At 49.0% G+C, this 19,093-nt stretch carries 19 protein-coding genes and 1 tRNA gene; 8 read left to right on the forward strand and 12 right to left on the reverse strand.

What is annotated here, in order from left to right:
* Positions 1–11: 11 nt before the first annotated feature.
* The 4 genes from wrbA to H8K26_RS06680 are packed head-to-tail and all read left to right on the forward strand — an operon-like array spanning position 12 to position 2,866.
* A complete protein-coding gene (gene wrbA / locus H8K26_RS06665; protein WP_190478271.1) occupies positions 12–623 on the forward strand; it encodes an NAD(P)H:quinone oxidoreductase in 612 nt (203 codons plus the stop codon).
* Positions 620–1,003 (forward strand): DUF2069 domain-containing protein, encoded by a 384-nt coding sequence (locus H8K26_RS06670; RefSeq protein ID WP_190478272.1) that lies wholly within the window; start codon positions 620–622, stop codon positions 1,001–1,003. The genes wrbA and H8K26_RS06670 overlap by 4 nt, the downstream gene beginning before the upstream one ends.
* Positions 996–2,402 carry an FAD-binding oxidoreductase gene (locus H8K26_RS06675; RefSeq protein ID WP_190478273.1) on the forward strand — a complete coding sequence of 469 codons (1,407 nt, stop codon included), beginning with the start codon at positions 996–998 and terminating at the stop codon, positions 2,400–2,402. Before H8K26_RS06670 ends, H8K26_RS06675 begins: the two co-directional genes overlap by 8 nt.
* Before the next feature lie 29 nt (positions 2,403–2,431).
* A complete protein-coding gene (locus H8K26_RS06680) occupies positions 2,432–2,866 on the forward strand; it encodes a DUF4124 domain-containing protein (RefSeq protein WP_223826920.1) in 435 nt (144 codons plus the stop codon).
* 886 nt (positions 2,867–3,752) lie between these two features.
* Here the strand turns inward: H8K26_RS06680 and H8K26_RS06685 are convergent.
* Entirely contained in the window at positions 3,753–4,601 is an 849-nt protein-coding gene (locus H8K26_RS06685; protein WP_190478277.1) for an AraC family transcriptional regulator, read from the reverse strand.
* A gap of 123 nt (positions 4,602–4,724) precedes the next feature.
* Here H8K26_RS06685 and H8K26_RS06690 point away from each other — a divergent pair, with 123 nt between their 5' ends.
* A complete protein-coding gene (locus tag H8K26_RS06690) occupies positions 4,725–5,666 on the forward strand; it encodes an alpha/beta fold hydrolase (protein WP_190478279.1) in 942 nt (313 codons plus the stop codon).
* 434 nt (positions 5,667–6,100) lie between these two features.
* Here H8K26_RS06690 and H8K26_RS06695 read toward each other — a convergent pair whose 3' ends face one another.
* On the reverse strand, positions 6,101–7,003 hold the full coding sequence (locus H8K26_RS06695; RefSeq protein ID WP_190478282.1) for a LysR family transcriptional regulator: 903 nt from the start codon (positions 7,001–7,003) through the stop codon (positions 6,101–6,103).
* A gap of 132 nt (positions 7,004–7,135) precedes the next feature.
* Between H8K26_RS06695 and H8K26_RS06700 the strand changes: the two genes are divergently transcribed.
* From H8K26_RS06700 to H8K26_RS06710, 3 genes are read left to right on the forward strand one after another with little or no spacing between them, the layout of a single operon-like run.
* Positions 7,136–7,681 carry an ester cyclase gene (locus H8K26_RS06700; protein WP_186897492.1) on the forward strand — a complete coding sequence of 182 codons (546 nt, stop codon included), beginning with the start codon at positions 7,136–7,138 and terminating at the stop codon, positions 7,679–7,681.
* 28 nt (positions 7,682–7,709) lie between these two features.
* On the forward strand, positions 7,710–8,429 hold the full coding sequence (locus H8K26_RS06705; RefSeq protein ID WP_190478284.1) for an SDR family oxidoreductase: 720 nt from the start codon (positions 7,710–7,712) through the stop codon (positions 8,427–8,429).
* A 10-nt stretch (positions 8,430–8,439) separates the two neighbouring features.
* Positions 8,440–9,300, forward strand: a complete 861-nt coding sequence (locus tag H8K26_RS06710) for a polysaccharide deacetylase family protein (RefSeq protein ID WP_223826878.1) — start codon at positions 8,440–8,442, stop codon at positions 9,298–9,300.
* 352 nt (positions 9,301–9,652) lie between these two features.
* Here H8K26_RS06710 and H8K26_RS06715 read toward each other — a convergent pair whose 3' ends face one another.
* The 10 genes from H8K26_RS06715 to H8K26_RS06760 all read right to left on the reverse strand — a co-directional run bounded on the left by H8K26_RS06715 (position 9,653) and on the right by H8K26_RS06760 (position 19,090).
* On the reverse strand, positions 9,653–10,111 hold the full coding sequence (locus H8K26_RS06715) for an Arm DNA-binding domain-containing protein (protein ID WP_190478286.1): 459 nt from the start codon (positions 10,109–10,111) through the stop codon (positions 9,653–9,655).
* A 1,296-nt stretch (positions 10,112–11,407) separates the two neighbouring features.
* Entirely contained in the window at positions 11,408–11,908 is a 501-nt protein-coding gene (locus tag H8K26_RS06720) for a hypothetical protein (RefSeq protein WP_190478287.1), read from the reverse strand.
* 1 nt (position 11,909) lies between these two features.
* Positions 11,910–12,053 (reverse strand): hypothetical protein, encoded by a 144-nt coding sequence (locus H8K26_RS06725; RefSeq protein ID WP_190478291.1) that lies wholly within the window; start codon positions 12,051–12,053, stop codon positions 11,910–11,912.
* Positions 12,043–12,486 carry a helix-turn-helix domain-containing protein gene (locus H8K26_RS06730; protein ID WP_190478292.1) on the reverse strand — a complete coding sequence of 148 codons (444 nt, stop codon included), beginning with the start codon at positions 12,484–12,486 and terminating at the stop codon, positions 12,043–12,045. Before H8K26_RS06730 ends, H8K26_RS06725 begins: the two co-directional genes overlap by 11 nt.
* 459 nt (positions 12,487–12,945) lie before the next feature.
* A complete protein-coding gene (locus H8K26_RS06735; RefSeq protein WP_190478293.1) occupies positions 12,946–13,896 on the reverse strand; it encodes a DUF6387 family protein in 951 nt (316 codons plus the stop codon).
* A gap of 49 nt (positions 13,897–13,945) precedes the next feature.
* Complete coding sequence (locus H8K26_RS06740; RefSeq protein ID WP_190478294.1) at positions 13,946–14,191, reverse strand: hypothetical protein; 246 nt, start codon at positions 14,189–14,191, stop codon at positions 13,946–13,948.
* Positions 14,192–14,290: 99 nt separating this feature from the next.
* Positions 14,291–15,556 (reverse strand): tyrosine-type recombinase/integrase, encoded by a 1,266-nt coding sequence (locus tag H8K26_RS06745; RefSeq protein ID WP_190478295.1) that lies wholly within the window; start codon positions 15,554–15,556, stop codon positions 14,291–14,293.
* A 180-nt stretch (positions 15,557–15,736) separates the two neighbouring features.
* Positions 15,737–15,826, reverse strand: a tRNA-Ser gene (locus tag H8K26_RS06750).
* 61 nt (positions 15,827–15,887) lie between these two features.
* Positions 15,888–17,903, reverse strand: a complete 2,016-nt coding sequence (locus tag H8K26_RS06755; RefSeq protein WP_190478297.1) for a putative bifunctional diguanylate cyclase/phosphodiesterase — start codon at positions 17,901–17,903, stop codon at positions 15,888–15,890.
* Positions 17,903–19,090, reverse strand: a complete 1,188-nt coding sequence (locus H8K26_RS06760) for an HDOD domain-containing protein (RefSeq protein WP_190478299.1) — start codon at positions 19,088–19,090, stop codon at positions 17,903–17,905. The genes H8K26_RS06755 and H8K26_RS06760 overlap by 1 nt, the downstream gene beginning before the upstream one ends.
* Between the last annotated feature and the right edge of the window lie 3 nt (positions 19,091–19,093).

The raw sequence follows: 19,093 nt of genomic DNA on the forward strand, positions 1-19,093 counted from the left end.
TAATAATAAATATGAACACAACTAACCTCACCCTACTCGTTTTATATTACTCACGCCATGGAAGCACACGAAAACTGGCAGAATTTATCGCACAGGGAATTGAAAGTGTTCCCGGTTGCGATGCCAGATTGCGTACTGTGCCATCCGTGTCGCCGACAACAGAAGCCAGCGAATCCGACATTCCCGCCAGCGGTGCACCGTATGTCGAACTCGCAGATCTGAAGGAATGCGCAGGCATCGCACTGGGTTCGCCTACGCGCTTCGGCAATATGGCGTCGGCAATGAAATATTTTTGGGATGGCACCGCCGCCGACTGGCTCTCAGGAACACTGAGCGGAAAACCAGCCTGCGTATTCACCAGCACCGGCAGTCTGCATGGCGGTCAGGAGTCAACTTTATTAAGCATGATGTTACCGCTGCTGCATCACGGCATGCTGATCACTGGCCTGCCTTACAGCGAAGCTGAACTGATGACGACATCCACAGGCGGCAGCCCTTACGGCGCCACTCACTGGTCCGGATTGGATGGGAAAAACACGATCTCCGAAGATAGTCGCCGTCTGGCAATCGCACTGGGCCGCAGGCTTGCGGAAACAGCTGTCAAACTCAATACAGCATCATGATTACAGCGCGCCAAAAGCAATTTCACCTGCTCGCCTGTGTCAGTCTGATTGGATTGATTTTGCTGTGTATTTTATGGGAAGCCTGGCTGGCACCAGTCAGGGCGGGCAGCTTCTGGCTCATGCTGAAAGCATTACCTTTGTTCATTCCTTTGCGCGGCGTTTTACGCAAAGATAATTACACGATGCAATGGACCTCGATGCTGATCTGGCTGTATTTCACTGAAGGTATCGTCCGCGCCTATAGCGACATCAATCTGCTGTCAGTTAAACTGGCCTGGATGGAAGTTATACTCTCTATCACTTACGTCACCGGTGTTCTGGGCTATTTACGTCCGATTAAAAAGGAAGCGAAAAAAGCCAGAAAGATTCAGAATGACTGAATTCATCCAGCAATGCCGTAACGCTATCGGTGCCAGTTACGTTCTGACGGATAAAGAAGACACATTTGCCTACGAGCAGGAATGGCGTCAACGTCTGCGTGGGAATGCCTTAGCGGTTTTACGGCCAGCGTCAACGCAGGAAGTCGCCAGGCTGATCACCATTTGTAAATCTTTCGGTGTGTCCATCGTTCCTCAGGGCGGCAATACTGGCCTGGTTTTAGGCAGTATCCCCGACACCAGCGGCAAATCAGTGGTGCTTTCACTCAAGCGCTTAAACAACATCCGCGCAATTGATACGGCAAACAATACATTGACCGCGGAAGCTGGCTGCCTGCTTAGCGCGATTCAGCAAGCAGCAGCAAAGGTGGACAGACTTTACCCCTTGTCGCTCGCATCAGAAGGAAGCTGCACCGTCGGCGGCAATCTCTCTACGAATGCTGGCGGCACTGCTGTACTGCGCTATGGCAACGCACGCGACTTATGCCTCGGGCTGGAAGTCGTCACTGCAAACGGTGATGTCTGGGATGGTTTGCGAGGCTTACGTAAAGACAATACAGGTTACGATCTGCGCGATCTTTTTATCGGAGCCGAAGGCACTCTGGGCATCATTACCGCCGCGACACTCAAATTGTATCCTGCACCGGTGGCCAATATGACGGTCATGGTGGCACTGGAAAGCCCTGAAGCCGCCTTATTATTACTGAATGAAGCGAGTAAAAAACTCGGTCCCACCCTGACCGGATTCGAATTGATTTCCAGGATTTGCCTGCAACTGGTGATCAAACATATTCCCAGCCAGTCTGATCCGTTCATGCAACAATATCCGTATTACGTATTATTAGAGACATCCGAGCATCAATCCGCGGAACTCGCAAAAGTGTTCATCAGGGATTTTCTGGAAGCACAGTTAAATCAGGGGCATATCCTTGACGCCGTCCTGGCAGAAAACCTGACCCAGGCAAATGCCTTGTGGAACCTCAGGGAAAACATTTCCATGGCGCAGGCAAAGGAAGGGAAAAATATCAAACACGATATTTCTGTGCCCATTTCCAGCATTCCCGCCTTCATCGCAACAACGAATCAATTATTAGCGCACCATTTCGCAGGAAGCAGAGTAGTCTGTTTCGGCCACATGGGTGACGGCAACTTGCATTACAACGTTTCACCTGCTATCGGGCAATCGGCTGACGTATTTTTGCAGAGCCAGGAAGCAGTTAACCGGCTGGTGCATGATCAGGTTCACCATTTTCATGGTTCGATCTCAGCCGAACATGGCCTCGGTGCTCTAAAGAGAGAAGAAATTCAACGTTATAAATCGCTTATCGAAATGAATCTGATGCGTTCGATAAAGCAGGCTTTAGATCCTCACAATCTGATGAACCCGGGAAAAATTATCTGATCAGGGAGATGTAAATGAAACGTTTTCTGATGGTTTTCTTACTCAGTATTTCTTGCGTCCAGAATCTGTCTGCGGCGGAAATTTATCAATGTGAAAAAGATGGGCGGATGCAATACAGCCAGACGCCCTGCTCCCATGATCAGAAAGCCATAGGAAAAAAAGTAACGCAAGACTCAACGGACAGCGAAAGCGAAAAACAGCATCGCATTAATCAGTTAGCACAAGATAAAAAAGAAGCCGCCAGATTAGAACACGAACGGCACAAAACAGAAGATAAACGAGACAAAGAAAACAGTCGGCAAGCTGCTAAAACAGAAAAACAAAAAAGCCAGTGTGACAAAGCGCACTTGCAAGTAAAATGGGCCGAAGAAGATGCACGCAATGCATCACCCAAATCAGAAGCTAAAGCACGACAAAAATTGAAACGCACAAAGGAAAAAGCAGATCTTGCGTGCAAACACTAGCGGCATTGCCAGCCAGGTCAACAACCAAAAAAGACAGATCTGAAGTGCCAAGATCTAAGGGTGCTTGATCGATAGTATGTATGTCGAAAACTCAATCAAGACAAAGGTTTCGAGTTGATTTTTCTGGCTTATTTTGAATGTGCATGCAAACTCAGTTTGATTACATTCCATGCAGTGTATCGAGATGGGCCTTACTCCGTTGGGTCGCGCGGCTCTTGAACCTAATGCAGCACTTGGTACCAACCCATTCGCAAGGTCTTTCTGAAGCAAAGTATGCGGGAGCGACGTTTGTGCTGACTGGCAAGGTCTCCTTCATTCAGCGTTTGCGTCGCACCCTAAGCGAAACTGGTATTTCACCCGCCCGGCTAATGTGCAGAGCGTATTGGGCACCATGCAAGACTGGACTGAATGGAGGTACAGCCACGTGTGGCACAACAAAGTATCCAAGATAATCCATGAAATGGATTGGTATCGAAGAACATTTTCTTACAGCTGAAGTTGAGCAAGCCTAGAATGCAATTGATAGCCGCCTGTTTGCTCTCGCCGATCACCGACTGGCGTTGATAGATGAAACCGGGCTGGGCGCTCAAGTCTTGTCGCTTATCTGTGCGGTGCGCAATTGACTGAGGCGAATAGCGGTTACAAAAATTTGTCAGAGTATCTGCGCGATTTACATTAATCACCATGCATCGCTGACAATGTGTTCGTCGAACACACCAAGGTACATTACTACGCCAGTCATGAAAGCATTGATCTGACTCGGATTATCCCGTCTGGCTCTGGGCTCAATTTTAATGCACCGTATGATCGTGAACCGTAAGTGTAACGTTGCATTCTGTTCGATACACAAAATACCGTCCCGTCAGCATACTTTTGATAAATAGCATCAAGATTGCGGCACTATGCGAGAGTCTTCGTGATTCTTGCGCCATTCACGGGGCGAGGTTCCTGTTTGCGTACGAAAAGCACGTGACAAGACTGCTTCGCTGGAGTAACCCACCTCATCGGCAATCTGGCGCATTGAATGCCCCTCTACGAGTAGTTTTTGCACCAGGCCGACGCGCCAATTTTGCAGATACTGTACCGGCGTTACCCCCACCACATCACGGAAGGTATTGGCAAACGAAGTCCGTGACATCCCAGCCTCGACTGCTAAATCATGCAAAGACCAGTTGCGTTTTGGCTGGTCATGCATAGCAACCAGAGCCCGGCGTAAACGCGGATGCCCCATCCCGGCCAGCATGCCGGACTGAACAAGGTGGTGTTCCATGAGTTCGCGGAGAATTTGTATCAGTAGCACTTCAAACAGACTGTCGAGCATCTTTTGTCGTCCACAGTTAGTGCCTGCTGCTTCGGCAAAAAGTAAATCCAGCACGGGCTTACTATCGCGCAAACTTGATAAGGGCAAGCAGACAAAAGCAGGTAGTGCGGCTCTTACAGGATTAGCCTTCCCGCCTTCGAAACTGAGGTCGGCACAGACGAACTCTGCCCCTTTCGTTTTGTCAGTCAAAAAACGCCGGGCAAGTGGCTGCGCATACAGCAGCAGACTGGGCTCATTGATGTGGACAACGAGCTTTGAGCCATGCATGACCTTGACTTCACCTTGTCGGATCAAGTGCAACTGGCCCAGCCCGTCACTACCGGTCATTGAGTTGATGCCGCATAAGGCGCCGGCATGAAAGGTTTTGGCACTGATGCTGAAGTGTGCGAGTAGTGAAGCTAAACGATCTGTCATATCTGTTATCTTTGAACTATTTGCAAAATAATGTGCACTCAATGCTACATATCATACATCAAAGACAGGCAAACTCTGTTCTGCCGATTGGCAAACAAACTTACAGATTCGAAAGTGAACATCATGAAAGTCTTCAAAAACATCTTCCTCGCTTCAAGCATCGCAGCTGCCAGCCTGACTGCAATATCCGCACCTCAAACCGCCATTGCCGCGCCAAGTGTGAGCCAGCCGTCTTCCATGTTCATCGCAGCCAAAGACGGCACGCCGCTGTATTACAAAGACTGGGGCCCGAAGGAGGGCAAAGTCGTTGTCTTCAGCCATGGATGGCCGCTGAACTCCGATAGCTGGGAAGCCCAAATGCTGTTCCTGGCCGAGAAAGGTTACCGGGTGATTGCGCATGACCGCCGCGGCCACGGTCGCTCTGGACAATCATGGAATGGCAACAATATGAACCAGTATGCGGATGACTTGGGCGTCGTACTAGAGACGTTAAATGTGAAAGACGTAACATTGGTGGGTTTCTCAACTGGTGGGGGCGAGGTGGCACGCTATGTCGGCCGGCACGGCAGCAAGCGCGTCAGCAAAATTGTTCTGGTGAGCGCAGTGACGCCGTTGATGCTGAAAACCGAGGCGAACCCGGATGGCGTTCCGCTGGAAGTGTTTGATGGCCTGCGTAAAGGATCAACCACAAACCGCTCGCAACTCTACAAAGACATTGCCAGTGGTCCGTTTTTCGGCTTCAACCGCCCCGGCGCAAGCGCTTCCGCCGGTTTGATCGACGCGTTCTGGCTGCAAGGCATGACGGCCTCGCACAAAGGGACTTTTGACTCGATCAAGGCATTCTCCGAGACCAATTTTGTAGAAGACTTGAAACGCATCGACGTGCCGACCCTGGTCATTCATGGTGACGATGACCAAATCGTTCCGATTCAAACCTCAGGGCGAGCGACCGTCAAATTAGTCAAAGGTGCGAAAATCATCGAGTATCCAGGTGCACCTCACGGTATCACAGACACGCACAAAGACCGCTTGAATCAGGACTTGTTGGATTTCATCAGTCAGTAATGTTGGTCAGAAAAATTAGTCAGTAAACTGACACTTAGATGGCACTGGAGAGCTGACTTCAGTGCCCCTTTTGCACTCGCCCCACGTCAGAGCCACAAGCAGCGCGCAAAAGATTTGAAGCAGAGGCATCAGCATTCATTTTAAGAACGATTGGTCTATATCTGAGCGGATCGGCACAATGTTCTTACCCTGCAAGGGACTACTTTACGAAGCAGTCGACGAGGGTAAAGGGTAACCTTGCAGATTTAAGGCGAATCAGGCTTGCAAGAAGTGAATTATGAGGATTTGCACCATAGCCGACACCCATACGCTCATTCATTTCGGCCTGTAAAGCATGTTTCAAAAGCCTTCCGGCGGCTTAGGTATTTCTATGGGCAGAAGCGAAACGAATTTTGCGCCATGCGTCGATTTTTCCGTCAGTGTTCTTTAGCGTACTACATTGCTGCACGCGCAAACATCGCCGCCAAGTGATCGATAAACAGTCGCACCCTCGCCGGCAAATGTCTGCGCGATGCGTACAACACTTGCACAGGGGCGCGCTCACCAGTCCACTGTGGCAGCACTTCCACTAAACGGCCACTGGCTAACTCGCCCGAAACGTCGAGGAAAGACCTGCGCACCAAGCCCATGCCTGCCAGCGCCCAGTCGTGGGCAAGTTCACCATTATCCGTTGCAAATCGCCCCTTGACCCTTATGGTCGTCTGCAGACCCGTATCGCGCTGCTCCAAACGCCAGTCTGCATGGGATGCACTGCTGCGACTCATTACGATGCAATCATGCGCAACCAACTCTGCCGGCGTCTGAGGTATGCCACGTTGGTTCAAATAGGTTGGTGCTGCACAGATGATACGGCGATTATCCGTGAGATACCGCGCGATCAGCCGCGAATCAGGTGCGCCACCAATACGCACAACGCAATCCAGACCGCCCTCAATCAAATCAACAAGTTGATCTGTCAGCGTCAGTTGAACAGACAACCTTGGTGCCATCAATGCCAACTCAGCCAAGGCGGGTCCGATCCAACGACGACCCAACGCCACTGGGGAAGATACCCGCAACACGCCCTGCGCCTCTTGCCGGACACTGCCCACGGCGGCCTCCGCATCAGCTACATCGGCCAAAATCGCCTGACAGCGTTCATAGTAGATTACCCCCTCCTCCGTCAGCGTCAAACGACGAGAGCTTCGCTGCAACAGTCGAACTCCCAAATCCGCCTCCAGACGCGTTAGTCGCTTACTACCCACTGCCGGAGAAAAACCAAGCTCACGCCCCGCCGCAGACAAACTACCACAAGCCACCGTGCTCACAAACAGACGCATATCGGCTAACTCTACCATGGAAGCCTCTCAATCTTTTCTAAAATGGAACAGATGCTTATATATTTTCATCCATTTTATTCCAATTTAATAAAGATAAAAATAGCGATACGTCAGCAAGTGGCTGACGAATAATCGTTAAAGGACATATCCATGACCACTTTTCAACTTCACCAACTAATCATTGCCGTCACGATCACATTCATGGGCAACGCCGCCAGTGCGGCCGATAGTTCCGCTCTGCCTGACGCACCCTCCGTTATCGTCGATAAGGGCATTGCACCCTCGCAGCAGGAGTCTATGAGCCTCGCCGCCCGTCGCTACTACGCCTTTTGGAACACGGGCGATGCCAGTTTCGCCAAAGCGGCGCTTGACAGCAACTTTATCGACCGTACTTTGCCGACCGGCCGCCCACAAGGAATTGAAGGTCCCTTATTTGCGTCCCGCAATTTTCGAGCTGCCGTACCCGATCTCGTTACTTCGGTCGATGAAATGCTCCTTGTCGGTGACCGCGTGGTGGGCCGTCTGCATTTCACCGGGCACTTCACCGGGCACTTCAACGGCGTACAGGGTAAGGGCCAAAAAGTAGATTTCATCGCAACCGATATTTATCGGATTGCCGACGGGCGTATCGCCGAGAACTGGCACCTGGAAGACAACCTGACGTTGTTGCAACAGTTGGGCATTGTCGGTCACTAATTCCAACAACTAAAACCTAGGAACTATCATGTCACTCAAAGACAAACGAATTGTCGTCATCGGCGGCAGTTCGGGTATCGGCCTGGCCGTTGCCCGTGGCGCTGCCGCGCAAGGCGGGAAAGTCCACATCGCTGGGCGGGACGCCCACAAGCTAACCGCAGCCGCCCAGGATATCCCTGGAATCATTACCGAAGTGCTCGACATACACGACGAAAACCAAGTCGCTGATTTCTTCGAGCATATTGGTACGTTTGATCACCTCGTCGTCACCGCTGCAGCCCCCATCGGAGCCTCGCCACTCGTCACACAAGATTTCTCTGCCCTACATGATGCGGTGGACAGCAAGCTCTACGGTAGCCTGCTGGCGGCCAAGTACGCAGCACCGCGCATCCGTGGCGGTGGTTCCATCGGCTTCACCTCCGGCATGTTGGCTCGCAAGCCTACGATCAATGCCCTCGCCAAAACGCTCATTAACGCTGCACTCGAAGCAGCCGTCCGGCAATTGGCAAAGGAACTAGCTCCATTGCGCTTTTACGCCGTCAGCCCGGGGCCCGTCGATACTCCCAACTGGGCCCATCTGGACGAGAATTCCCGTGCCGCCGTATTTGACAAGCTCAGTAGCACTCTCCCAGTTGGCTTTGTTGCCAGCCCCGAAGACACAGCCGCGGCCTACCTCTTCGCCATGCAAGCCCGTGCCCTCACCGGCACGGTAATCGATCTCGACAGCGGCGCATTGATCGCCGGATAAGGAAATATGCATGCCAACTCCACACACCTTTTGGCCCGATAACATCCGGCTAGTAATTTCCATCTCCATGCAGTTCGAAGCAGGTGCCCAAAGCGAACACAATAATGGCTCACCATTCCCAGTCATGGAGCAAAGCCTGCCCGATCTACCCGCACGGACATGGTTCGACTACGGCATCTATGAAGGTATCCCGCGCCTGCTCAACTTATGGGACAAACACAACATCAAAGTCACCTCGCACATGGTGGGTGAAGCGGTGCGTAAACATCCTGAACTAGCGCACGAAATCGTCGCCCGCGGCCACGAAGCGGCCGCACACGGGCAAACCTGGACTCCACATTGGACAATGGACAACGCGACCGAACGTGCTTCCTACGAAGCCAATATTGCTGCCATTGAAGCCGCCACTGGCACACGTCCTACTGGCTTCAATGCGTTTTGGCTACGCGGCACCCCAAACACGCTGAGCATCCTTGCCTCGCTCGGCTTTCGCTATCACATCGATGATCTGTCGCGAGACGAACCTATGCGCACCCAGATCAATGGTCTACCCTTCGCCGTCGTACCCTACACACTGCGCATGAACGATATTGCTCGCTTCGGCGCTGAAGGTCCGCTCACCGCTGCTGCATTCGGTCAAGAGCTCCGTGATGAATTCGACCAGCTCTACTCAGAATCTGCCAGCCGGCGTCGGATGATGTCGATATCCACCCACGACCGCATCGCCGGCACGCCAGGCCGCGTCAAAGCTCTGGACGACTTCATCACCTACGCCAAAAGCCATTCTGGAGTCGTCTTTCTGCGGAAGGACCAAATTGCCGACCTCGCTCTCACCTTGCCCAACGTACCAGAACGTGTCTATCGCGATTGAGTTATCTACTGTTTAAAGGTGTTCGTGCAAAATAAGGCGCAGCGGCAACTTCGCGCTGCGCACGTTAACAAGGTCTTCGTAAAATCACGGTAAATAACATACAGCCCAGCTGCGTTGATGCTGAAACTGGCCTTTCCCGACGTCACAGATACTTCCGCCAGGCGCACTTTAGATTTTCAAACTGAACCAGGTTGAGATAGCCCACGGTGGAATGTCGCCAGTGTAGATAGTAAACCTTTCTACTTATTCGACCTATTGGCTATCAATGGATCTCCAGCCACTAGTGCGGGAAACGGTAAAGCTAAGGACGCAGGAGTCGTTAGTTGAGGTGTGAAGGCGATGGAGAGGCTGCTCAATGAGCATCGATTTTTTGCTTTCGGTGTTGTGGCGAGTACGTGATCGAGTACATCATTCGCACGGCCAGCGGCATTTTATCGATCGCCAGATCACCAACTTTAGAAATAAATTGCTCAAGCGATGTGATGGTCTGATGCCGACGTTTTGGATTGGAGAGCGAAGGGACTTTCTTTTCAAGCCACTCCAGCGCAACCTCGCGAAATGTCGGCGCCATCTTTACGCGCTCAACCGGGGCTTTTTTATGCTCAAGATTTCTCAGGCGGGCCTCAGCAAGAGAAAGATCGGGATATTTTCCATACGTGATCGTCGTGCGCCGACCATCAACATCACCATCGCACTTCCATGATTTTGATCCGGCGGCAGAAATATAGAGATATAGCCTCTCGATGTCGCGGATTTTATAGGGTTTGTCCTTGGGTTTTGCAGCGTCAATCTGCTTTGCAGTCAGGGTCACGGCAAAAGTAGGTAACTTTTTTAAGTTACCTACTTTTTACCTACTTCCTACCTTTTACATAGCTTTACGTCAATTTGCAAAACATAACGCTAAGAGGTTGATTACACAAAGAAAAAAGGGTGAAATCTTACTTGATTTCACCCTTTTTTACATGTTTTTGGCAGCTGTGGGAATCGAACAACATCATAAGAAGCTTATATATAAAGGGTTCGTCTTCTATATAACTTTCTCATGGATGCATACATGGATGCAAAAAATATCAGTTCAGCAAACCATAGCATTTAACTATCACTTAACGCAATTAGATAGTCCATCAAGTATTGCCATCGCAAAAAGTGTCTGTGTCCGAGCCTCCACGCTCCCTCAAACTAAACCAGACCTGTAGGAGCCTCCTAAGCCATTTGCAGCCATCCTAAAAAATTGTTTCATTTCGCGGGTGTGCGTAAAAAGGTAGCCAAACGGTTTCCGTAAAGCGTTCTTCTCAACATTTTCCCCGCCCCCTCCACCACTATCCAACCTGTCAGCGGCTTGAACCTCATCGCGTACTGTGCCAATGTGATGCTCACATCTGAGCGTCGCTCCGGCGCTACTCCATTCAACCAGCAAAGACATCTACAAATTGACATTCGCTTTCATGGGGTTCGTTTTGAAACGAAGGGCGCATACAGCCTCCGGACGCCCTGCATTGCAGGATATCAAAGCGCCTCGCGCGCGTATTGCTCTGATTATTCAACCGACCAAGTTATCGGCAAGTTGGTGTTTTCTTTCATGCTGCATTTGCAGATGCTTGCGTGTCATTTTCTGCGCACTTATCTGCGCGGAAATTCCACAGCATCTGACGTATTTTCGTTAGCGTGATTCGGCACATTATCTCATCGCGTTTCACTATAACCCCGAACGAAACCGTATCAAATACTGTTTGCTTGTGCGTGGTTGAGTTTGAATTTTCCGAGGCCATAAAAGGCACATCAGGTGCGTACTATCTGCGTACCATCAAACAGCAATTGTGCGGCTGGCGCTGGGGTCGCCGCCGAGCTGTATTTTTGCCTTCAGGTGTTTTCCAACAAAGGCAAATGCTCGTTTTGTTGGGCAGGGTTATTCGAGGTATTTACCATCAGCGCCAACATGCTTTTTGTGATTTTCGATATTGTGCGTCATGCGGCTATTCCTTTTTCCCCCCACTTTTCATTCTTGTATAGAGATGGTAAATCTATAGAGGTGTCCACGTGCTGAACACTACAGCGAGATAAAAATACCCGTTTAGGTACACCTCCTGTACTTAAAAGGCATTTATGCCTATCCGTCTAGTACACGTGCTGTACCTAAATCTGTGTTTTTGCGTTGTATCGGTACACGTGCTGTACTGGGCGCTTTATTTTCTTTTGGTTTGATCGGGTCTAACCAATTGTTCATGGGGCGGGTCGTTGCTTGTATGTCGAGCTTGCCGCCACAGGTATCGATTGCCAGCCAGCCCAGCGCAAACAAGCTGCATTGATGGAGTGAGCCTAGACGCGTCTGCACGATCAGGCCAGACGCCAGCAACTCCCGTAATGCCTTATGCAACGTCGTTTTAGAACGCCAGCCACGAACACGTAAGACTTTTTCAAACGCTGTGCTTGAGTCACCATTCCAGCCTAACCGCCATTGACTGGCAATATCAAGCAACAACTTACACGCGTAGGGCGAGAGATTGGCGAGGGCTTGGCTTTGGAGTACACCAACTGGCAGCGCGAGAAATTGCCCGCCGCCGCGTGCCTCCTTTGCGGCCTTTAACGCACGGTCTTTTGATCGGCTCATGCTATCCCTCTGCCAATCGTCGCAAATAGTGATAAACGCCCCATAGCTCGATTAAATCCATCGATGCCAGGTCTTCACCTATCCCCAAATAGGAAAACCTCTCCAGCAGGAAATGTAGCTGATCTATCCAAGAATTAGTGGTCATAGACGCCCCCTAAATCCAGTTCACCTTGAGGACTTTTAATATCACTTTCCCGAAGTAAAACGTAGCGGGCGATGCCGTTATGTATCAGGCCGTCAGCGCCAATGATTCCCTCTCTCTTTGACAAGATGCAATGCCCCATTTCCTTCAGCTCTTGTATGCGTGTGGCGATCCTGAAATAGCCGCAGCCTTCACCCTCTTTGGTGTTGATGCCGCGATCACCAAGATACTTTAAAACCTCAAGTAAGGTCGTTATTTGCGCTTCACCGGATGCTGATTTCAGCCCCAGATTATTAGCTTCTAGTTCTTGCCGGAGTTTGCTGATATGCTGAACGCCACATCGAAAGATATTGCTTTTTAATTTCACACCGCCCGCCAGCTTAGTGAAGTATTTGCCTCCCTGACCGGAGGCATTTTGTTTTTCAGGGACGCTCATACGCTTCCCCTTATCGCCAAACACAAGGCCAAAACAACCACGGGCGCAAGGTCTGGAATGATCTCCAACAAAATGCAGGTGGACAATATGCGGTCGCTCATTTGCTTACCTCCGCGCGGTAGTTCAAAGGGTCAGCTATAAAGCGGTTTATTTCTGCGAGGCTGTATGCCGTGCATCTTTCCGAAAACTTAATCGGCTGCGGTGCGCGGCCGAGTTTAACTAATTGTCTAAATTTTTCTCTTGAAAAGGGAAGATGGGGTTTTAACTGATTCCAGCGCCACATTCCTTCGGCTGGGAGGGTTTTGCTTTGTGGTGCTGGGTTTGATTGGTTGCTCATGGTTTCCTATCGTTTGCAATTTATCGCCTGTATTGGCTTGATGCAAAGGATAAGAACCAGCTAAATTTTGGTCGAGGGACGAAAAAAGCTATTTTTTATACCGGTACGAGAAATGATCAAATTCATTCCGCTTGTCCCGTTCGGATTTGAGCAAATAAAGAATAAACAAAAGATTCCGTCATCATTTCTTTTGCTTTGGGCGCTACTGTTTTGCGTATTCGCTCAGCATCATTGACATCACATTCAGGGAACAGACATTCGCCCATTAGTGCTTGAGTAATATTTAGATCATTAAAAAGTGCCCATATTGTAAGATCAAGATAAGGTAAGATTGCTTTTTCAGTCCATTCGTTAAAATCTTTATCCGTAAATTTCTTTTTTTTCGCTGGTAAATTCTCAATAGTCCTTTTACTTTTAAGCCATGCTTGAAAGTCAGACATCAACTTTTCGTCGGTTGAGGCAATGTCAACACTTACGAAAAAATCTGTGCCAAAAATAATACCTTCCTCTTTGTATAAATCACGGATAGAAGTGCCTAGTAAGGTTTGATTTTCCCTCTCCATTAAGCACCTTTCAAAAAATGAATTTTCTTCTAAATCGTCATCGGAAAGCACTGCATTGACCAAACATAAATATTTAGATCGAGAGGGCTTTGCAAAAAATGAAGATTGATATCCAAAGTCCATAAGCGTCATATCTCGCACAGAACAAATGCTATCTTCGTTTATGGCTGCGTTAATATCAATGGAAAGAGGAGATTCCATCTGCTTAAGCCAGCGCTTTTTTAATGCTTCAAATTCGTGATATTGAATATTGTCATTACAATGTCTACACCCCTCGTCTGAGCATTTTTTAGCCTTTGATTTGTCATAATCTGATTTTAGATATTTTTGACTTACCCAATAATCGAATCTGTTATTTAAAGCCGCAGCCCATCCTTTTAGATCAAGACGGCAAGCGCCTTCGTATTTTTTTAAACTAAATTCTTTCGGCAGGTCATCCAGCCGCTTAATATCCTGCAACATTAATATTTCCCCTATCCCCTTTAAAACGGAAACCATGCCAGCAAGCAAAGGTGCAATGCTTGTTTTCCCGCCGTCGCGGTAGGCATGGTTAAACTGGTTATCTTGCTTGGTGCGCTCTAAACTCGATCAGGTCGCGTATTTCTACGCCAAACCTTGCCGCTGCCTTAGTCAATGACTCATTCGCAGCATTCTTTCGTATGACAAGGTATGTCGGCTCATCGCACGACTGTTCATAGCGAATTGAATCATCAGAAACTTGCGCCAGTCTCTTATCGTCATAGGTGGTGAGAATTACACGGCGGTCAGAAAAGTCGGCGGGGCTTGTAGAATCTTGATTAGCCATTTTTACTACTCCCGTTAGTGATTTTGGTCAGGCGGCCTAAGTGTTCCTGCACCTAGTCCGCCGCTTTGCCTAATGCCGTCAGGCTCGGTGAAACTCTGTTTATGCTGCTGTCTTACCAAATGAGGCAATAATCACATTCCCACGTTCGATCTGTTCCAGATAGTCGGCATAGTGTTGCATCATCTCTTTGCGCTCTTGCAAGAAGTCCTCACGGTCATAAGCACCGCCATAAACCTCGCCGGACGCATGGGATAGCTGGCGCTCGATGCGATCAACAGGGTATTTCAATGTCTTTAACACGCCCTTAGCAAGCGATCTAAAGCCGTGTCCTGTCATCCGTCCACCGTAACCCATGCGTTTTAAGGCTTGCAAGATCATGCCATTACTCAATGGCTTTTCATGGTCGCGCCGGTTCGGGAATAGGTATTTACTGCCGCCGGTGTATTGGTGCAACTCTCTCAGCAACTCCCACCCTTGACGCGGCAAAAATGGATGGTGATCGACCATACGCGGGTTAATTCGTTTCGCCCCCATTTTCATACGCTGCCACGGGATAACCCATTGTTCATTCTTAAGATCAATTTCACTCCACGGCGTTTCTATCAATTCACTGGTACGAACGAAAGTTAGCAACATCAAGCGCAAGCCTATGCGGTTAGGCGGGTACATCCGGCCTTCATTTTTACTAATCGCCTTCAGCAAGTCCGGCAACTCTGCCACCACAATTGATGCATGGTGTCCCTTTGCTCGTGGCTTCAAGTGATCTTTTAATGCTGGTATAGGATCGTAGTTGCGAAAGCCTTTCACAATGGCATATTTGAATATACCGCTAGCTAACGCGGCAATGCGCTTTGTTACTTCTAACGCTCCCCGCTTCTCCACCTGCTGCAAGACTTCCAACATGAGAGGAGTTTCTATTTCCGATATTGGCAATCTGCCGATTTGGGGAAATAAATCCCTCTCCATTGCTTTAATGTTCTGCTCAGCAGTCTGGGGCTGCCATGCGCTTTCAGCTTTCTTCTTATGCCACTCTCTTGCGATGACCTCAAAAGTATTCGATGCCAATGTATTTGCAGCTCGCTTTTTTTCCTCGCGGTCTTTGGCAGGATCTATACCGCCCTTGAGTAACTTTCGAGCCGCTAGGCATTTATCCCTCGCATCAGCTAGGGAAACCAAAGGGTATTCACCAAAAGTTAAGCGATTATTCTTACCATTAGGCTGCCTATATGCCATGCGCCATCTTTTCTTACCCGTGGGCATTACTTCTAAGTACATACCATTACCATCAGCTAAGGTATAGGTCTTGTCCTTAGGCTTGGCATTTCTAACTTGAATGTCAGTGAGTGGGGTCGCTAGTTTTGGCATTTTGCATCCATGAGTTTTGCATCCATGAGTTTTGCATCCATGAGGCTATGGATGAAAGCATGGATGCAAAAAACATGGGTGTCAATAGGCAAACTTTGGCGCTACAGGCGTAAAAAAACCCCTAAGCGTTTGATTTCTTAGGGGTTTTTTGGCAAACTTTGTTAAAGTTTGCGGTGTTCTTGGCGGAAGCTGTGAGATTCGAACTCACGAAGGCTTTAACACCTCGCCAGTTTTCAAGACTGGTGCATTCAACCGCTCTGCCAAGCTTCCGAGCCTCGCATTATATCCTGATAGCGATACGCAAAACAAGCCTCGGCGACGATTTTTTGCCTTAAAAGACTTTACCGATCAGTTTCACAATCTCTTGCGGGGATGTCGGCCTTGAAAACAGGAAGCCTTGCACTTCATCACAAGATGTGGCACTCAAAAATTGATACTGATCCGTTGTCTCAACCCCTTCCGCAACAACCTTCAGCTGCAGTTGGTGCGCCATAACAATAATCGCACTCGCAATCGCACAATCACTTGCATCAGCAGGGATGCCCTGCACAAAAGAACGGTCAATTTTGATGGATGAGATTGGAAAGCGCTTCAGATACGAAAGACTGGAATAGCCAGTGCCAAAATCGTCCAGTGCCAGACTAACGCCGAGTGCAACCAGTTGCTCCATAATCGCGATCACACTCTCGGTGTTGTGCATCAGCATACTTTCAGTGATTTCAAGTTCCAGCCAGTCTGGTGAAATCTGATATTGCCGCAGTACCGATTCAATTTTCGATGGTAAGCCACTGGTGAATTCATTGGCCGACAGATTGACTGCGATTCTGAACGGAGTCAGGCCTGCATCCTGCCATGATTTCGCTTGCTGGCAGGCTGAGTTTAAGACCCAGGCATCAATTTGCAGAATCAGCCCAGTCTCTTCAGCAATGGAAATAAATTCCACTGGAGAGATTAAACCGCGCTCAGGATGTTGCCAACGCAGCAGAACCTCAACGCTAACCAGGGTGCGCGTCTGCACGTCGATCTTCGGTTGATATACCAGGAAAAACTCTTGCTGATGAAGCGCTTTGCGTAAGCCAGACTCAAGGAACAACTTTCCGGCAATGTGTGCATCCATACCCTGACTGTAAAACGCATAACTACCCGAAATGCCAGCACCATTGCGCTTTGCTTTAAACATTGCAATATCTGCACGTTGCAACAAACTATCCGCGTCCATTCCATCTTCCGGAAACAGACTGATACCGATACTGGCGCTGACGCGTAGCTCATGTGTGCCGATATCAAATGCAGAATCAAGGGATGAGAGAATTTTTTGCGCGACAAGACTGGCGTGATAATACTGATTCACATCGGTTAAAGCGATGGCAAATTCATCGCTACCCAAACGGGCAATAATGTCTTCGTTTCGCAGAGTTTGCTGGAAACGTCTGGCAACCTGCATCAACAAAGCATCGCCAATCTGGCGCCCGAATGTATCGTTCACAGGCTTAAAGCGATTTAAATCGATAAAGAGCAACGCACCACTTGTTTGTTTACGTCGCAATTGCTGCAAAGACTGATCAACCAGTTGTTTAAACAAACTACGATTGGGAAGCTGTGTCAGGGTATCGAAATAAGCAAGGCGATTAATTTTTAGTTCTGCCTCTTTGCGTTGAGTGATATCACTGAGATATCCGACAATGCCGACCGGCTGATTATCCTGACTAATGAGTGTAGACAAGGTCAGGCTGGCCCAGAACACCTCTCCTGACTTTTTTCGGCGGCGCACCTCCATCTCGCGACCGCCATGTTCCAGAAAATGATCGAAAAACGCTGGCGATCCTTCATCTGACTCTTCATTGTTGTACAAGAACAGAATATTCTTCCCGAGCACTTCGTCAGAGCGATAACCAAATAATTTTTCGGCACCACGATTCCAGCTCAGTATGAAGCCAGCCAGATCCATCGTAATCACCGATTCATGAATCTGATCCAGTATCTGCGTCTGCAACATATGTTGTTGCAAATTCATATCTTGTTGCTGCAAAAGATGCTGACGTTTAGCAAACAGGCGGGCAGTCAACACGGCCAACGCATTCACTTTTTCCAGATCCGCCTCGGAATAAACACCCTGTTTAGCGGCGAGCAGATAATAAGTCTCCGGCGAAACAGAAACACAAAATCCCTGCCCGGACATCCCAGACGCAACGGTGCCTCGTTCGTAACTGACCGCCCCATCAGAAAATAAGGTATGCGCAATCCGGTTAATTTCACTGTCCAGATCACGCCCATTCAGGCTAAGAACAGCCTCACCCAAAGTGACGCCGAGACTCAGATTAAGTACATCAACAGATGTTTCCGTCATCACATATCCCGGCAGACCTGATTGACCCACACGTACGCGTCACAAATACAATCGTAATAGCTATCTGCATCTAATTCCAACAATCTCGTTTGTTCGTTTAACGCCATGGTGTTTGTGCGGTCCGCGAGTTCAACTAAACAAAGGCACTGCCCCAGTTTTCCAGATCTGTATAACAACGCGCGCAAAATATCCTCATGCAATTGCAAAGGCTGAAGTACCTCCGACAACGCACTGCCAAACAATTTATCCAACAAGGAAAACATACCGACCATAAATGCAGCATCCAGATCGTATTTACTTGCACCAAGCTTCTGAAATACAGCTTCCATCATACTGGCGCGAAATGCGGCTCGCGCCATCAAGGGGTTAAGCGCACCACCCAGATCCTGCTGACGCGCATATAACAGCAACTGTAACCAGCGCTGCAATTGCCTGCGACCTAATAAACTGATGGCTTGGCCAAAGGAAGAAACGCGCACCGATTGACTGAAAGCGGCGGAACTGACTAATTTGAACAGCATGAAAGACAAGGTGGGATCTTGTTTTATTAAATTTTCAAGTTCATCGGAGTCGGCATCACGGGAAAGCAATCCCAGTAATTTCAGCAAACGCGTGCGAGCCGAGCTATCCACCGCTTTATTTTTTGCTGGAGGATTAAACGCATAATCTCCTGAAAACAAAGTAAAGCCTGCTTGCTTTGCTTGCTCCAACTCTATCGAAGACGAGAGTTGTTTCGCCCAATGCTGACCGCTGCTAAGACGTGTGATCCAGGGTCTGCAACTTAATGGCACACCATTAGTACAGTCGACCGCAACGTGCCGGGCATCCGTCCAACGCAATTCTGTTTGCGCATTTAACTGATCAGTGACTATTCTGAGTCCGTTATTGACGATGTCATTCAACTTGGCGTGATTCGACTCTTCAGCACATAGTTCATCAGACACGCAGAGCACGATCCGGGAGCCAGACAGACTGGTATGCAAATCTGCTGGTATTTCTTGCAAATCCTCAACAGAAACGAAATAACTGATATCAGCAAGTCTGTCGAAAAAACTTGTGTTCTGCCAGTGCTCCAGCGTACTGAATACAACGCTCTGCGACATGGCACCAAAATCCGGATAAATCGCAGACAACTGCTGCTGCGAATTCATGACTGGCAAAAAAGAAGGGATAAATGATTGGTACATCGA

This window comes from Cognatundibacterium aquatile, from assembly GCF_014699135.1.
GTDB classification, from domain to species: domain Bacteria; phylum Pseudomonadota; class Gammaproteobacteria; order Burkholderiales; family Burkholderiaceae_D; genus Undibacterium; species Undibacterium aquatile.

What these genes read in the sequence shown, in the direction of transcription:
- wrbA (WP_190478271.1), top strand. Translation starts at nt 12, where the DNA reads ATGAACACAACTAACCTCACCCTACTCGTTTTATATTACTCACGCCAT.
- H8K26_RS06670 (WP_190478272.1), top strand. Translation starts at nt 620, where the DNA reads ATGATTACAGCGCGCCAAAAGCAATTTCACCTGCTCGCCTGTGTCAGT.
- H8K26_RS06675 (WP_190478273.1), top strand. Translation starts at nt 996, where the DNA reads ATGACTGAATTCATCCAGCAATGCCGTAACGCTATCGGTGCCAGTTAC.
- H8K26_RS06680 (WP_223826920.1), top strand. Translation starts at nt 2,432, where the DNA reads ATGGTTTTCTTACTCAGTATTTCTTGCGTCCAGAATCTGTCTGCGGCG.
- H8K26_RS06685 (WP_190478277.1), bottom strand. Translation starts at nt 4,601, where the DNA reads ATGACAGATCGTTTAGCTTCACTACTCGCACACTTCAGCATCAGTGCC.
- H8K26_RS06690 (WP_190478279.1), top strand. Translation starts at nt 4,725, where the DNA reads ATGAAAGTCTTCAAAAACATCTTCCTCGCTTCAAGCATCGCAGCTGCC.
- H8K26_RS06695 (WP_190478282.1), bottom strand. Translation starts at nt 7,003, where the DNA reads ATGGTAGAGTTAGCCGATATGCGTCTGTTTGTGAGCACGGTGGCTTGT.
- H8K26_RS06700 (WP_186897492.1), top strand. Translation starts at nt 7,136, where the DNA reads ATGACCACTTTTCAACTTCACCAACTAATCATTGCCGTCACGATCACA.
- H8K26_RS06705 (WP_190478284.1), top strand. Translation starts at nt 7,710, where the DNA reads ATGTCACTCAAAGACAAACGAATTGTCGTCATCGGCGGCAGTTCGGGT.
- H8K26_RS06710 (WP_223826878.1), top strand. Translation starts at nt 8,440, where the DNA reads ATGCCAACTCCACACACCTTTTGGCCCGATAACATCCGGCTAGTAATT.
- H8K26_RS06720 (WP_190478287.1), bottom strand. Translation starts at nt 11,908, where the DNA reads ATGAGCCGATCAAAAGACCGTGCGTTAAAGGCCGCAAAGGAGGCACGC.
- H8K26_RS06725 (WP_190478291.1), bottom strand. Translation starts at nt 12,053, where the DNA reads ATGACCACTAATTCTTGGATAGATCAGCTACATTTCCTGCTGGAGAGG.
- H8K26_RS06730 (WP_190478292.1), bottom strand. Translation starts at nt 12,486, where the DNA reads ATGAGCGTCCCTGAAAAACAAAATGCCTCCGGTCAGGGAGGCAAATAC.
- H8K26_RS06740 (WP_190478294.1), bottom strand. Translation starts at nt 14,191, where the DNA reads ATGGCTAATCAAGATTCTACAAGCCCCGCCGACTTTTCTGACCGCCGT.
- H8K26_RS06745 (WP_190478295.1), bottom strand. Translation starts at nt 15,556, where the DNA reads ATGCCAAAACTAGCGACCCCACTCACTGACATTCAAGTTAGAAATGCC.
- H8K26_RS06755 (WP_190478297.1), bottom strand. Translation starts at nt 17,903, where the DNA reads ATGACGGAAACATCTGTTGATGTACTTAATCTGAGTCTCGGCGTCACT.
- H8K26_RS06760 (WP_190478299.1), bottom strand. Translation starts at nt 19,090, where the DNA reads ATGTACCAATCATTTATCCCTTCTTTTTTGCCAGTCATGAATTCGCAG.